Raw genomic sequence first — 14,663 nt, forward strand, 5'->3', positions numbered from 1 at the left:
ATCTTCCTTTAGAAAGATTTTCTCCAATTAATTGTTTGATTTAATTGGCGAAGTGTTCCGTTGACCTTGAGGTGAATTTCCGAATGAAGGGAAAATTTCTGACTCTGATTGGTACAGCCCTGACGTTGGTGCTGACCACTAATGTTGCTATGGCCGAGTCCAGTCAATCCCCTATGTCCGAAGAATCTAGTAGTTCATCTACTAATTCACCAACGGAAATCAAAATGTCACCACTAGGGATGAAAATTCTGTGCGAACGGTTTCCTCTCAATTCCCGTTGTCCCGGTGGTACAGCACTGAATTCTCCCATTCCTACTAGCACAACAGAACCAGCAGCAACTCCTGCTGAAAGCGGTACTAGTCCCGAAAGCACAATAGTACCAGCAGTTCCCACTTCTCCAGATGCTGGCAATTCCAGTAACTTAACTCCTGCACCTGGGAGTATGATTTTACCAAAATTAGATACACCAAACAGTAGCACGGAATCAGGTGCAAGTTCACCCATGCAAGTTCCTAGTCAAGTTCCTACTCAGGGTACTTTATAGGTAAAGTTATTTGGTGCATTGAAATTTAATAAATAAAGCTTTCATTTATTTGGTAGCCTGGAGATACTCAACCTCCAGGTTTCTTTGTTGATATTCATCAAAATCAGAGTTGAAAAAGAGACCGACTGGGGAAACGGGGAAAATTTCAGAAATTACCTTTTTTCCAATTACCAATGATAAAATGGGTATCAAATTAGCGGGGTCTATGACTTGAGGTAGATGTTTGTTGCAAAGAAGCAATTAAAAGGCAAACAATACCAATACTAATAAAAGAATCGGCCACATTAAATACGGCAAAGTTAATCAGGCGAAAATCCAGGAAATCGACCACATAGCCTAAAGAAAACCTATCAATCCCATTACCTATAGCCCCACCTAAAATCAAGCCATAACCCAACTGATCCCAAAAACTTAACATAGGGCCAAATGTGGCAATGGCTATCAATACTAAACTTACACCTAAAGAGAGCCATCGCAACCACTCTACTTTTCCGCTTAATAAACTAAACGCTGCACCTGTATTAGTAACATAGGTAAAATGAAATATGCCTGGGAGTAATGGTAGTGTTTGTCCCAAAGCAAAGGTTTTCACTACCCAGAATTTGGTTAATTGATCCAGAAAAAAAGCTAAAAAGGCAGCAATCCAAAAGAAGTGATTTTTTAAACGCATGATGAATTAGTCATTAGTCATTAGTCATTAGTCATTAGTCATCTGACTACTGAATCAATGACTAATAAAACATTATATGTCGTAGCACATATGCTACTATTGTGACAGCACAGACTACAGCTAGTTGACCTGGTAGTGAAAACCAAGAGTATTTAAGGATTGCTTGCATTAAAGGTAGATTATCTGCAACTTTTCCGGGAAAAAGATAGCTAATCATTAAATAAGCAATACCGCAGATGTGGACTGTTAACAATCCACAAAAACAACTAAAAGCCAACATTTCTAAACGAGGTCTGGCTTTGAAGGCAAAATAGCCGCAAATCCAAGCTCCGGGAATAAAGCCTAGCAGATAGCCAAACTGAGATAGCTTAACATAACCAATACCGCCTCCTTCGGCAAATACAGGTAACAAAGTTAATCCCATGACTAAATAAGCAATCTGAGAAAGCGCACCAGCATTTTTGCCTCCTAAACAACCGACTAGCAACACGGCTCCAATTTGATAGCTAACACCTAAAGACAAGGTTTTAATTCCTTGCTGACCCCAACTCCAAGGAAAAGTAGTGCCATAGGCTTCTAGGAACGTGCCACCCATTGTTAGGAGTAAGCCAATCATAGACCATAATAATTGATTGGAAGCAGCAAACATTGATCAGGCAACAGGGAAAAGGCCAAAGGGAAAGCTAACAGCAACCAGTATAGGCCAATGGTAAGAAGATGAGACCCAGCCTCAACACTGAAAATTGGTATTACTGAGGTTAGGTGCTTGGGTAAAAGGTAAAATTATTCTTTGTTACTTAACTAGCTACTGAGAATAAATACTGATCTTAACAGTATATAGTAGATAAAAATTAATACAAAGAACCTTGAATTTGAATCGAAGTTACGAGATTTTTTAGATTATTAACCTACTGTTAACCTTATTTTGAATCATTTAGCGGTATCTTAGAGGCGCTCATCTGGAAATTTACAGATATTTACAGCAATGGTATTACATCTAAATCGAGTAAAGAATAATTCATTCATAACTTCAGCAACAGTGTTAACACTGGCAATTGGTTTAGCGGCTTGCGGGGGAAATTCAAGCCCTGACAATATTGCTACAACTGAAACTCCTGGTACTACTCAAAACACCACTGCTTCTAGTCCAGCTAAATTGGATCTGGGTGGAAATGTTACATTAACTGGTGCAGGTGCAACTTTCCCAGCGCCATTATATGCCAGTTGGTTTGCTGATTTAAACAAAAAGTATCCAAATTTGCAAGTTAGCTATCAATCGGTAGGTAGCGGTGCGGGTGTTGAGCAATTTATCCAAGGTACAGTAGACTTTGGTGCCAGCGATGTGGCGATGAAAGATGAAGAAATCGCCAAAGTACCCCAGGATAAAGGCGTGATTTTACTACCTGTGACTGCTGGTAGTATTGTACTAGCTTACAATCTGCCAGACGTTCCTGAACTCAAATTACCACGAACAGTTTATACTGATATTTTATTAGGTAAGATCAAGTCATGGGATGATCCAGCAATTGCTAAAGCTAACCCTGAAGCAAAGCTGCCTAAACAACCAATCACTGTTGTATATCGTGCTGATGGTAGTGGTACTACAGGTGTGTTTACACAGCACATGAGTGCTATCAGCCCAGAGTGGAAAACTAAAGTTGGCGATGGTAAAAGTGTAAACTGGCCTGTGGGAGTTGGCGCTAAAGGTAATGAAGGTGTGACAGCCCAAATCCAACAGACTCAAGGTTCTATTGGTTACATTGAGTATGGCTACGCCAAACAAAATAATATTAAGTTTGCGGCTTTGGAAAATAAAGCAGGTAAATTTATTGTTGACAACGAGGTGGCAGCCTCCAAAAGTCTGGAAGCAGTAGTGCTGCCAGCAAATCTCCGTGCCTTCATTGCTGATCCTGAAGGTGCAGATTCCTATCCTATTGTTAGCTACACTTGGATTCTGGCTTATAAAAAGTATCCTGATGCAGCTAAAGCTAAAGCAGTGGAAGCAGCAATTGAGTATGCTCTAACTGAAGGACAAAAAATTGCTCCTGAACTAGGCTATGTACCTTTACCACCAAATGTGATTACTAAGGTAGCTGCTGCTGCTGACCAAATCAGTCCTGACTATAAAATCGCTGTTAGTGGTGGTACTAGTGAGAGTAATTAGGCTCACCCTTCCGTCTAACCGTAATACTCAAACAATAGTTTAGCCACAATATTTTATTGACCAATCAGTTGGGAACCCTGATTAGTTAGTGTGTCAAATGCAAAAAACGACGCAGCGATAATTAAAGTATGGCTGTAGTCACTAATATCAAGACAGTGTTGATTGTTCCTGAATTTATACTCAATACTCGGTACTCAATACTCAGTACTTTCTTTTTAAGTCTGGTTCCCCATTAAATTATCTCTGATTTGATTTTTACAGTCAGTATTCATGACTACTAATTTTCAGAACCTACAATCGGCAATTAAACAGCGATCGGAATTAGATAGATCTCTAGATCAGGGATTTATTTGGTTGACTCGGATTTTTGCTCTAGCGATCGCTGGAACTTTATTATGGATCACTTTACAGGTCGCTGTTGGGGCTTGGCCTGCCATTCAAGAGTTTGGTCTTGGCTTCTTAGCTAAAACCACTTGGAACCCGGTAAATAGCGAATATGGAGTGCTGCCACAAATCTATGGAACTCTCGTGAGTTCTTTTCTGGGCTTGTTATTAGCTATACCCATTGGCGTTGGTACTGCTGTTTTACTGAGCGAGGATTTTCTGCCATCTCAGGTGCGGTTGGTACTGGTGTTTTTGGTAGAACTACTGGCCGCTATTCCTAGTGTTGTCTACGGAGTATGGGGCATTTTCGTTTTAGTTCCTATTTTAACCAACTTGGGCAAATGGCTGCATAGTTCCTTCGGCTGGATACCATTTTTTAGTACCCCACCTACAGGGCCAGGGATGCTACCAGCGGGAGTCATCTTAGCAATTATGACTTTACCAATCATCACTGCTATCTCCCGTGATGCCTTAATTTCTGTACCCCCTAGTTTGCGTCAAGCGTCTCTGGGACTGGGTGCAACTCGTTGGGAAACACTTTTTCAAGTGATCATCCCTGCTGCTTTTTCTGGCATTGTGAGTGCGGTAATGTTGGCACTTGGTAGAGCGATGGGAGAAACAATGGCTGTAACAATGTTGATTGGTAATTCTAACAACATTAATATTTCCTTACTCGCTCCATCTAATACAATTTCCTCTCTACTGGCAAGTCAATTTTCTGAAGCAAGTGGGTTGCAAATTTCCGCTTTAATGTACGCGGCTTTAGTGTTGTTTTTCCTGACGCTGGTAGTGAATATTCTGGCAGAGTTTATTGTTCTCCGGGTTAAGCAACTGTAGTTGTAGGTTGAATTATGACGAATCATTTTCCCGAAAGCAGCCTGACTCGCTCCCCTTCGTCTCCCCGAACCTTGTTTAATACGGCAATGACCGTAGTAGCATATATTTGTGGAGCATTGGCGCTGCTACCTCTGCTGGCTGTGCTTTCTTATGTAATATTTAAAGGCTTTAGCAGTCTAAGTTTCAGTGTGTTTACAGAATTACCACCAGCACCTCTGAGAAAGGGAGGAGGCTTTGGTAATGCCATTTTGGGAACACTGTTAATGGTGGGTATTGGTGCAACTATTAGCATTCCTTTTGGTGTGTTAGCGGCAATTTATTTAACAGAGTTTAGTTCTAGTAAAGTAGCTAGATGGATACGGTTTGCTACTAACATTCTCAGTGGAGTCCCCTCTATTATTGCTGGGGTATTTGCTTATGGAATTGTAGTTTTGACATTAGTAAAGCTGAATTTAGGCTCTTACTCAGCTTTTGGTGGTGGGTTTGCGTTGGCAATTTTGATGTTACCCACTATTTTGCGAACTACGGATGAAGCTTTACAGTTAGTTTCCCAAGATTTGCGTCAAGCTTCTGTGGGGTTAGGAGCAACTAAATTTCAAACTGTCGCACAGGTGGTATTACCAGCAGCTTTACCAGCAATTGTGACTGGTTCTACTTTAGCGATCGCTAGAGCATCTGGAGAAACTGCACCTTTACTGTTTACTGCGCTGTTTTCCTCTTTTTGGCCAAGTGGCTTATTTCAACCAACAGCTTCTCTGGCAGTTTTAGTTTACAACTTCGCCGTTTCACCTTTTCAAAATTGGCAGTCTTTAGCTTGGGCTGCTTCTCTAATTTTGGTTTTGATGGTTCTGATCACAAGTATCATCGCTCGCTGGGCAACTAGGCAAAAAGCTTAACAAAATTCCATCAACAGGATGCACGATCATCCTTAAAAATTATCCCTAAACTATTTATGGCTACTAACGCTAGTACAATGAATGGGACTGATGCGGTTTTACGTACAGAAAATCTGAATATTTACTACGGTAACTTCCTTGCTGTACAAAATATTTGGCTAGATATCCCGAAAAATAAGGCTACAGCTTTCATTGGCCCTTCCGGCTGTGGTAAAAGTACATTACTGAGATGCTATAACCGTCTTAACGATCTCATTGAATCGTTTCGAGCCGAAGGTAAGGTTTATTTTGGCGATAAAAATTTGTATGCACCAGATATCGATCCGGTAGAAGTACGTCGTCGGATTGGTATGGTGTTTCAAAGACCAAACCCTTTTCCTAAATCAATTTTTGACAATATTACTTTTGGAGCCAAAATCAACGGCTACAAAGGTGATATGAATGAATTGGTAGAACGCAGTTTGCGACAAGCTGCTTTGTGGGATGAAGTCAAAGATAAACTCAAGCAAAGTGGTTTATCTTTATCAGGTGGACAACAACAGCGTTTATGTATTGCTAGAGCGATCGCAGTTCAACCAGAAGTTATCCTCATGGATGAACCATGTTCTGCACTTGACCCCATTTCTACTTTGCGCGTTGAAGAACTAATTCACGAACTCAAAGAACAATACACCATCGTTATCGTTACCCACAATATGCAACAAGCTGCGCGGGTTGCTGATAAAACAGCCTTCTTTAACGTCAAAACTTCCGATAAAGGTGGTAGAACAGGTTATTTAGTCGAATACGAAGATACAGAATTAATTTTCAACAATCCACAGCAAGAAGACACCAAAGCTTATATCAGCGGTAGATTTGGTTAATGGTGGAATTATGTCACGGTTTTATTATAGCTTGGTGACATTTTACTGTGGAGAATTACTTAAACCAACCTATCACTTAGAGATTTCTACAGTGATATTTTTTTAACTAAATTTCTCACTTATGATTTAGGTTTTCTATAGATCGTGGTTAAAGCAAATTACGTAATTTTATTTAAGCAAGTAGTTTTTTCCTAACCCAGGTAGGGGAGGGGTTTCCCCGCCCTTTTACCATTAATTCCTCCTTTATTTCCTCAACTTTTTACCTGCGCCATAATATCCCAAAACATTAAAATCAACACTCCACATCCAGCATGAAATATAACCCCAAAATCCACCATCGCCAATCAACACGCCTACGGGGTTATAATTATTCACAACCAGGAGCATATTTCATCACCATCTGTACCCAACACCGTGAATGTAATTTAGGCGAAATCATTAATGGAGAAATGAAATTCACCGTTAGGGGTCTTATTGTTCATGAATTTTGGTCAAACATCCCCCATCATTTTCCTAATGTTGAATTAGATGAATTTATCGTTATGCCTAATCATGTTCATGGAATTATTATCATCAATGATGAATTGTTGGGTGTACACGATGATAGGAAAGAGGGCGGGGATGACATACAGGGTGGGGAGACCCCGCTCACAAGGGTAGGTTTTTAATATTATCTGTGAAGGCAGGACTTGGAAGACAAGGAGGGAAGGTAGACAAGGAAGATTTTATACGCACAATGGTCTTTTGACGGACTGTTCTTGTTACCAAGAGAATATGATTTTGTACGGTTTTCCTCCCTTGTCCACTATCCTTCCTTGTCCACCAAGTCTAGCCCTCACGACAATGTAAAATACCTACCCTTGTGAGGGGAGACCCCGCCCCTACGGAAGAAAATAACATTGGGACAAATAATTGCGTATTACAAATATCAAACAACGAAAATAATTAATAAAATTGATGACACCCCTGGACTGCGTATATGGCAAAGAAATTATTACGATCGCATTATCCGTTATCAAAAAATTTTAGACATCGCTCGTCAATACATCGTTAAAAACCCTTTGCGTTGGGATAAAGACCCAAACAACCCACGTAGGGGCGGGGTTTCCCCACCCTTGGAATAACCACCCTTGGAATAACCGCCCTTGGAATAACGTCTTTTGTCCTTAATTCTTTTCAAAGCGGGTGGCGGGAATCGAACCCGCATTATTAGCTTGGAAGGCTAAAGTTTTACCACTAAACTACACCCGCAAATCTGTATCTATATAAAGATAACATAGCTTTGGTAAAAACACAACTATTTATGGAGAATTAATTGGCTCAATCCTAATCCGCATATACAAATTACTCAAATCTGGTTTTGAGCCATCTTCGTTATGGGCGGCAATAAAGCTTTCTTGCTTAAAGATATCATTAAGTGCTTGCTCATAGATGCTTTTTTCACTGCTGAGTGTCGTCGGTTCGATTTCTAAAACTACAGCTTGTTGAAATTTGCCATTGTTATCTATTACTAAACTAACTAGTATATTTGCTGCCTTTATTTCAGAATCACTGGGGAAAAAACTAGCTTCTAATTGCTTACTGCTACTACCTTGATATTCCGCCAGAACATCAGGTAAAGCATCTTTGATTAATCGTCTTTCTTGTATTAATTGATTGACTTCATCTTTCAGTATAGGAGAAACATTAGCTAGTATACCCCCTCCTGTTGGAGTTGGGGAAGTTTCCTCTGTTGGAGTTGGGGAAGTTTCCTCTGTTGGGGTTGGGGAAGTTTCCTCTGTTGGGGTTGGGGAAGTTTCCTCTGTGGGAGTTTGTGAAGTTTCCTCTGTTGGAGTTGGGGAAGTTTCCTCTGTTGGGGTTGGGGAAGTTTCCTTTGTTGGAGTTGGGGAAGTTTCCTTTGTTGGAGTTTGTGAAGTTTCCTCTGTTGGGGTTGGGGAATCTGAGGGAATATCTTTTGGTAGTAGGGTTCCTTGTCCCAGTTTTACTTCTTGACGGCGATTCCAGGGAAGATCATCTAATGGAATTCTCTGTGAAAGTGTTTCTGTAGGTGTAGGAGTTTCTGTAGATGTAGGGGTTTCTGTAGGTGTAGGGGTTTCTGTAGATGTAGGGGTTTCTGTAGGTGTAGGAGTTTCTGTAGGTGTAGGGGTTTCTGTGGGTTCAGGTATGGAGTCTACTGGTTCTGGAACTAGCTGATTATTAACTTTAGAGTTCTCAGTTTGAGACTCCTGTGGAGGATTAAAGTCAGAACTTATAGCGCCATCATCTTGATTTTCAGGGGTAGTTGGTGTGGTTTCTGGTAAAGATGGTGTAAAAGACTTTTGAGTAGAAGAGGGAAGTTTTGGTGTAACTGTTTTAGCGATGAATTTGGGTTTGGCTGTTGATTCGTCTTGAGGCGAAATATCTATGAAATCAACAGGAATGTTAGCTTGACTAGAGTGGGGAATCCAGGGTCTAAACTCATCAGATGAGCCTAATAACCAAAAAACCAGCAAGTGTAGCGAAATTGAACTTATAAATACACTAACCCACAAAAAGGGCGGATCAGTATGTTTTTTCCCGGTTTGCAAGGGAATGAGAGATTTATCTGTAACTGGTGGCATCATATTCAACTAAAAACTGGATATGATTTTATGATCGAGTGCTTTAACTAATTGCTCATCCTTAATTCATCATCCAGTCTGAAATTTAGTCATTAGCTGGGAAACTTTCTAGTTGTGGTGTAACTACGAATGTGAGAACTGTTTCATCTATTCCTTTAAGTTCCAAGGGACTACCTTTAGTAATTTCTTCTTCTTGTAAATAATCGGCAACAGCTGCCGATACCAAAATAGTACCTGGGAGAGCAGCAGCCTGCAACCTAGCAGCAATATTCACACTGGGACCAATTGCTGTGTAATCAGCGCGTTCTTCACTACCAAACATCCCGACAACTGCTGTACCTTGGTGGATACCACAACGAAACTGCACGCCATTACGCCCATCAGTCTCGAATATACCTTGTTCTCGCCAGCGCTTGTTTAAATTAATGAGGGCGTTTTGCATTCCTCTGGCTGTACCGATAGCACGACGTACTTGTTCATTGGGTGTGAGTTCTTCGGGCGCTCCATATAAGGCTAATATGGCATCTCCCATAAATTTATCTACAGTACCGCCATTGTTAAAAACAACTTTGGTCATAATTTCTAGATATTCATTTAGTACTTCGGCGACTTTGCGGGATCTGAGAGTATTTGATAATTGGGTGAAACCAACAATGTCGCTAAACAAAACTGTCACCAAACGTGGTTCTGGTCGCAAATCTAGGGATAAATTGCCAGATGCGGCTTTCTGCACTAGTGCAGATGGCAAAAAGCGCTTGAGTACTGATTCTGTGAGGTAGGTGTTTAACTCCAAGACGCGTTTTTCATTTTCCTTCAGGGCTAAAAGATTCCTCGCGCCTGCCAAAAGTTCCCGGTCATTGAATGGTTTAGCTAAATAGGCATCAGCACCATTTTCTGTGCCTTCAATGCGAGTTTCTTCATCAACCTTGGCTGTGAGCAGAATGATGGGTATACCGCGCATATTATCATCGCCCCTGATCATCTGAATCATTTCTAGTCCAGTCACCAAGGGCATCATTAAGTCTGTGATGATTAAGCTGGGACGAAGTTCTTGGGCTATGTTATAGCCTTCATAACCGTTACGAGCAGTAGCTACTTGATAGCCATTTTGGCGGAGAATAGTGGATACATAAGATCGCATATCTGGGTTGTCGTCTACAACCAAGATTAATTGATCAGTTTTTGACTGAGCGGGAAGTTGTCTGTTGGAGTTTAAAATTCCTGGATGAGGTGATAAATCTCTGGTAATAAATTCTAGGTTATCTTCCGTTGATTCTACTTGTTCTACATCAATTAATTCTACAGTGGCGCGGCTGTTATTCAGTTCACCGGGGATGTGTAGTACCTGTTCTGGGGGTAAGTGATCTGCACCTGTCAACAGCCGTAGGGTAAATTGAGTACCTTGTCCATAGACTGATTGTACTTTAACTTCGCCGCCGTGTAATTCTACCAATTCTTTGACTAGAGACAAACCTAATCCACTACCTTCATAGGTGCGGTTTTCTGAGCCTTCAGCTTGACGGAAGCGCTCAAATAAATGGGGAATTTGTTCGGGAAGGATGCCAATTCCTGTATCTTGGATTTGCAGTATGCAGGCATTTCCCTCATTGTATAGTCTGACCCTGATTGTGCCTCCATCAGGAGTAAATTTCATGGCATTTGACAAGAGGTTGTAGAGTACTTTGTCAAATTTTTCCAAATCCAAGTAAACTACCGGACATTCTAGTAAATCGGTAATGACTTGCAGTCCTTTTTTCTCGCAATAGAGACGAAATGATTCGACAATTTGGTTAACAAATTCGATCATGTCGCAAGGGCGGAAACTCGGCTGCATTCTCCCAGCATCTAAGCGTTGTAAGTCTAGTAGTTGATTTACTAATCGCAGCAGACGACGAGAGTTACGGAGAGCGATCGCACTTTGGGCGTGGGATAACCCTTCTCCAGATGCTACTGCTGATTCTAATGGTCCTTGAATTAAGGTGATGGGAGTCCGAAATTCATGGGAAATATTTTGAAAAAATTCCGTTTTTTGTCTATCTAGTTGTATGAGGCGTTCTGCTTGTTCACGAGTTTTTTGGTACAAGCGTGACTGTTGGACTGCGATCGCTGCTTGGGCTGCTACTGATTTAGATAATTCAATTTCTGATAGCAGCCACTTGCGAACTTTGTGACCTTCTCGCAAAGTGATACTACCGATACATTGACCATCAATTATTAGGGGAACAACCATCAGCGATCGTGGTCGCATTTTCAAAGGTAAATCAAACGCCTGGACATCTGAGGAAGAATGAGTGATGTCAGTGATTACCACTGGTTCCTGTGTCCGCAATATTTCTTGCAAAATCGGATTCTTCCGAATTGGCGCTTGGGAACTAGGTAAGTGCTGAGTAACCGAGCGATGATTGCTGTTGAAGTTATTTTTTCTTAAATTGTTGAATTCTTCAGAACTATCATACAAGCCTACACATTGCACAAATTCATCTTCTTCTGTCCACAAAGACAGCACACAACCATCTACATTTAAAGCTTGTCCCAATTGTTGAGTAATAGCTGCAAATATATCTTGTGGATCTAAGCTAGAACGAATCGCCCTAGTAATTGTATTAATTAAAGCTTCTCGTTTTGCTAAAGCGCCTACTTGCTCATAAGCATAAGCTTGAGACAAGGCCAAGGCTGCCTGATCTGCTACAACTGAAACGAGTTGTACCTCTTCATCTTCCCACATCCGGGATTGATAACACTTGTGTAGAGTCAAAACTGCTCTGAGTTCTTGTTGACAAATCAGCGGTACAACTAAGCTAGAGCATATTTTAGCATCTGTAAACGCCGCTGCGCGATCGCGATCATTTTGGATGCGATCATCTCCAGCCACATCATAAATCACCTGTACTTCACGGGTTTCCCAGACTGTTTGAGCCAAAAGTAACTCAGGATTGGAGGGCAAAAATTCTTCTATTTCCCCATCTTCCAATCCGTCTTCTTCTTCGTCATCACTGGAGGTTTTTTGATAAATAAATCCTTCAGCCGCTAACTGCTCATCTTGGAAGGGACGTAAAAGACAAACATCCACCTCTAACATATGCCCCACTGTATCGACTATAGTTTGCAAAATTTGCCTATAGTCCAGGGCGCTGCGAATCGTATTAGTAACTGTATTCAGCAGCGATTCTCGCCGGAGTGTGCGAGTCAGTTCGCGGGTTCTAGTCTTGAGAACATTATGTGTGTCCAAAGCTTGGCGTACCACAGCTTTGAGTTCCTCTGCTTCCCAAGGTTTAGTAACATATTTAAATACTTTGCCAGAGTTAATAGCTTCCACCAAGTCTTCCACATCAGTGTAGCCAGTTAAAATAATTCGGATAATATCTGGATATTGAGTTGCTGTCAGACTCAAAAATTCTGTACCGCTCATCATCGGCATCCGCTGATCTGAGATGATTACTGATATGTCTCCCTCTCTTGCCAGCAGTTCCAGTGCCGCAGGACCTGAGTTAGCCCTCAGCACCTGATACTCGCGATAGAAGCTGCGGTAAAGCAAGTCAAGGTTGTCTGGCTCATCATCGACAACCAAAATTTTCGGCTTACTGTTTGCTTGTGATGTCATGCACCGCTTTCCTGCTGCATCGGCAGTCGGATAAAGAATAATCTGATCAGGTAGAGATATTTCTGAATCAGGTAAGGTTTGAGCATTTCGACCAAGAGACTATTGGGCTACATAACTGCTAGATATAGGACTATTCCCTCCCGGTAATTGTACTTACTAGCTAGTGATGATTGTTGTTAATTAATGGCACAAAGCGGTTAATTTCATTGTTATTTTCCCTTGATCGAGTAGATTTTGACTCACCAAGTCTTCTCTCATGTCTTGTAATAACCTGATTGGATTCCATAAAGCGCTCCTAGATAGAGCCAACATAACCATGATGTATACTAAGTTTTGCCATTGCAGCAGTTGTACTAACACTGGCGGGTCAATTTTATTTATGGTAGTCATGGTAGAGTCATGAATATTACAATAATCGTATTTCCAAGCCAAGTATACAATTAAACAAGTAATAATTTCCAATTTAGCAATCAGAACTAATCACGTAAGTTGCTAGTTAGCCAAAAGGTTACTCTTGACAGAAAGACAACACAGTTGAATCAAGAATTTTCCCTTTTTCCCATCACCCATGACCAGCCTAAACTAGATGACTAGCAACTTGGGTGAATACTAAAACAGGTGGTGATGTTAGGTTAATTGAGAATTAAAAATTGAGTAGCTCTACAGACTCTCTTTCCAGTATCCATCACATAGTACCTATACAACCAAATTGACTAAAAATGGGAGTAAATACAAACCTGATATTAAGCATATAATAACCTAAGTTGCTAGTCATAGCCTTCAGTTATGCCAGATGGGGAGAAATCAATTCAAAAACTCCTGACTTCTAACTCCTGAACTCTTAACTAGGAACTGACGTTAGTACTTGACTAACAAATTAGATAGGTTTTGCTACGCTTATTGGTACTCACCCTAACTAGACCACCGTAAACTAGTTGTTTAATAAAGATACCACTCATTTTTATATTCTCAAATCAAAGATATACATGGATATACATAAACTCTCCTTTACTCAACCCATTGGATTTATGAAATTGAAACGTCTAGCTTCTTTGAGGAGCGCAGCTTACAGAACCATAAACAAAGTTGTACATTTTGTATGATTGCCGATCAATACGGAATTTACCATCTCATGACGAGTTGCTTTTCCCAGCAAATCACTCAGGTATCTGAAAATGCAAAGTCAATCAATCCTCAACTAGCTTTTCCGACCTGGTTTTTTCCCCCACATCATCAACCGTCAGTTACAGAAGTTCCTATCCCAGCTTTGCGACAACTTCAAATCCGTGCGGCTACATCTGCTGATTTGACTAGTATTGCTCAAATCATTGCTGAAAGCTTTCACTCTCAACAAGGTTTCTGGGGCTGGGCTTTTCCCTTATTACGTTTGGGTATTTACGAAGACTTAAGAAATCGTTTAGCCTCAATATCACCTCATCAAGTTTGTTTAGTCGCTGTTGACACAAGTATGGGGAGTACTCATCAAATATTGGGAACTGTAGAATTGGGTTTGCGTTTTAGTGATTCTTGGGCAAATGCTCACAAGTCTTTTCCTTACTTATCCAATTTAGCTGTCAACCCACAATACCGTAGGCATGGTGTGGCTTCTAGGTTATTGACTAGCTGTGAACAAGTCTGCCAAGAATGGGGATTTCAAGATTTATATCTCCATGTTTTGGAAAATAACCATCAAGCTAGGCAACTTTATTTCAAGCTGGGATATCGTCGGGTGCATAAAGAAGTAGAATCTCTTTGGAATACCTTTTTCCTCAACCCCTCACGCCAGATTTTCTTGCATAAACACCTAATTAAAAAAACTTGGGTGGGAGGATGAGAGGAGTTGTAGTTTGACAAACAGTTAATAAATAAATTTATGAGCCGGTTTACGGCTGTTCTCTGTATCAGCCTCAAAAACTTGTTGAAAAACTTGGCAATACTTTAATTTTCAACTGTGAAGAAGCATGATGCTCAAATATTTTAGAAATGTTACTATTTATCAAGACTCAGCCATAATTCAAAACCCAAGAACGTGTTTTGACAGTTCAACACGCGGGAATATGCCGCCTTGACTGAAAACATCATGTTTGCTTATGTTTTCCATAA

13 protein-coding genes and 1 tRNA gene are annotated in these 14,663 nt (G+C 40.7%); 8 read left to right on the plus strand and 6 right to left on the minus strand.

Going from position 1 to position 14,663, the window contains the following annotated elements; genetic code table 11:
- Positions 1-83 precede the first annotated feature (83 nt).
- Positions 84-545 (plus strand): hypothetical protein, encoded by a 462-nt coding sequence (locus tag H6G59_RS16875; protein ID WP_190716392.1) that lies wholly within the window; start codon positions 84-86, stop codon positions 543-545.
- Positions 546-738: 193 nt separating this feature from the next.
- On the opposite strand, the gene lspA is transcribed toward H6G59_RS16875, so the two are convergent.
- A complete protein-coding gene (lspA, locus tag H6G59_RS16880) occupies positions 739-1,215 on the minus strand; it encodes a signal peptidase II (RefSeq protein WP_190716394.1) in 477 nt (158 codons plus the stop codon).
- A 61-nt stretch (positions 1,216-1,276) separates the two neighbouring features.
- Positions 1,277-1,864, minus strand: a complete 588-nt coding sequence (locus H6G59_RS16885) for a biotin transporter BioY (protein ID WP_127054035.1) — start codon at positions 1,862-1,864, stop codon at positions 1,277-1,279.
- Positions 1,865-2,200: 336 nt separating this feature from the next.
- On the opposite strand from H6G59_RS16885, the gene pstS reads away from it, so the two are divergent.
- From pstS to H6G59_RS16915, 6 genes are all read left to right on the plus strand, one after another.
- The gene (pstS, locus tag H6G59_RS16890) at positions 2,201-3,379 is read left to right on the plus strand and encodes a phosphate ABC transporter substrate-binding protein PstS (RefSeq protein WP_190716396.1); all 1,179 of its coding nucleotides are present in this window, start codon (positions 2,201-2,203) and stop codon (positions 3,377-3,379) included.
- A gap of 270 nt (positions 3,380-3,649) precedes the next feature.
- The gene (gene pstC / locus H6G59_RS16895) at positions 3,650-4,600 is read left to right on the plus strand and encodes a phosphate ABC transporter permease subunit PstC (RefSeq protein WP_190716398.1); all 951 of its coding nucleotides are present in this window, start codon (positions 3,650-3,652) and stop codon (positions 4,598-4,600) included.
- 14 nt (positions 4,601-4,614) lie between these two features.
- Entirely contained in the window at positions 4,615-5,496 is an 882-nt protein-coding gene (gene pstA, locus H6G59_RS16900; protein ID WP_190716400.1) for a phosphate ABC transporter permease PstA, read from the plus strand.
- 56 nt (positions 5,497-5,552) lie between these two features.
- Entirely contained in the window at positions 5,553-6,359 is an 807-nt protein-coding gene (pstB, locus tag H6G59_RS16905) for a phosphate ABC transporter ATP-binding protein PstB (RefSeq protein ID WP_190716402.1), read from the plus strand.
- Between the two features lie 311 nt (positions 6,360-6,670).
- Positions 6,671-7,027: a transposase gene (locus H6G59_RS16910; RefSeq protein WP_242038900.1), complete on the plus strand. Its 357-nt coding sequence runs from the start codon at positions 6,671-6,673 to the stop codon at positions 7,025-7,027.
- Between the two features lie 231 nt (positions 7,028-7,258).
- Positions 7,259-7,483, plus strand: coding sequence for a hypothetical protein (locus tag H6G59_RS16915; RefSeq protein WP_242038901.1), 225 nt, complete (start codon positions 7,259-7,261; stop codon positions 7,481-7,483).
- A gap of 56 nt (positions 7,484-7,539) precedes the next feature.
- Here the strand turns inward: H6G59_RS16915 and H6G59_RS16920 are convergent.
- The 4 genes from H6G59_RS16920 to H6G59_RS16935 form a co-directional block, all read right to left on the minus strand.
- Positions 7,540-7,610 (minus strand) — tRNA-Gly (locus H6G59_RS16920).
- Positions 7,611-7,660: 50 nt separating this feature from the next.
- Complete coding sequence (locus tag H6G59_RS27375) at positions 7,661-8,962, minus strand: hypothetical protein (protein WP_242038902.1); 1,302 nt, start codon at positions 8,960-8,962, stop codon at positions 7,661-7,663.
- A gap of 82 nt (positions 8,963-9,044) precedes the next feature.
- On the minus strand, positions 9,045-12,560 hold the full coding sequence (locus tag H6G59_RS16930; RefSeq protein ID WP_190716404.1) for a response regulator: 3,516 nt from the start codon (positions 12,558-12,560) through the stop codon (positions 9,045-9,047).
- 180 nt (positions 12,561-12,740) lie between these two features.
- Positions 12,741-12,950, minus strand: coding sequence for a hypothetical protein (locus tag H6G59_RS16935; protein ID WP_190716406.1), 210 nt, complete (start codon positions 12,948-12,950; stop codon positions 12,741-12,743).
- Between the two features lie 742 nt (positions 12,951-13,692).
- Between H6G59_RS16935 and H6G59_RS16940 the strand changes: the two genes are divergently transcribed.
- Positions 13,693-14,394, plus strand: coding sequence for a GNAT family N-acetyltransferase (locus tag H6G59_RS16940; protein WP_190716408.1), 702 nt, complete (start codon positions 13,693-13,695; stop codon positions 14,392-14,394).
- Positions 14,395-14,663: the final 269 nt, after the last annotated feature.

The sequence above is a fragment of the Anabaena lutea FACHB-196 genome, from assembly GCF_014698305.1.
GTDB classification, from domain to species: Bacteria; Cyanobacteriota; Cyanobacteriia; order Cyanobacteriales; family Nostocaceae; genus Anabaena; species Anabaena lutea.

Excerpts from the sequence above, each read along its gene's own strand:
- H6G59_RS16875 (WP_190716392.1), top strand. The coding sequence starts at position 84 with ATGAAGGGAAAATTTCTGACTCTGATTGGTACAGCCCTGACGTTGGTG.
- lspA (WP_190716394.1), bottom strand. The coding sequence starts at position 1,215 with ATGCGTTTAAAAAATCACTTCTTTTGGATTGCTGCCTTTTTAGCTTTT.
- H6G59_RS16885 (WP_127054035.1), bottom strand. The coding sequence starts at position 1,864 with ATGTTTGCTGCTTCCAATCAATTATTATGGTCTATGATTGGCTTACTC.
- pstS (WP_190716396.1), top strand. The coding sequence starts at position 2,201 with ATGGTATTACATCTAAATCGAGTAAAGAATAATTCATTCATAACTTCA.
- pstC (WP_190716398.1), top strand. The coding sequence starts at position 3,650 with ATGACTACTAATTTTCAGAACCTACAATCGGCAATTAAACAGCGATCG.
- pstA (WP_190716400.1), top strand. The coding sequence starts at position 4,615 with ATGACGAATCATTTTCCCGAAAGCAGCCTGACTCGCTCCCCTTCGTCT.
- pstB (WP_190716402.1), top strand. The coding sequence starts at position 5,553 with ATGGCTACTAACGCTAGTACAATGAATGGGACTGATGCGGTTTTACGT.
- H6G59_RS16910 (WP_242038900.1), top strand. The coding sequence starts at position 6,671 with ATGAAATATAACCCCAAAATCCACCATCGCCAATCAACACGCCTACGG.
- H6G59_RS27375 (WP_242038902.1), bottom strand. The coding sequence starts at position 8,962 with ATGATGCCACCAGTTACAGATAAATCTCTCATTCCCTTGCAAACCGGG.
- H6G59_RS16930 (WP_190716404.1), bottom strand. The coding sequence starts at position 12,560 with ATGACATCACAAGCAAACAGTAAGCCGAAAATTTTGGTTGTCGATGAT.
- H6G59_RS16935 (WP_190716406.1), bottom strand. The coding sequence starts at position 12,950 with ATGACTACCATAAATAAAATTGACCCGCCAGTGTTAGTACAACTGCTG.
- H6G59_RS16940 (WP_190716408.1), top strand. The coding sequence starts at position 13,693 with ATGACGAGTTGCTTTTCCCAGCAAATCACTCAGGTATCTGAAAATGCA.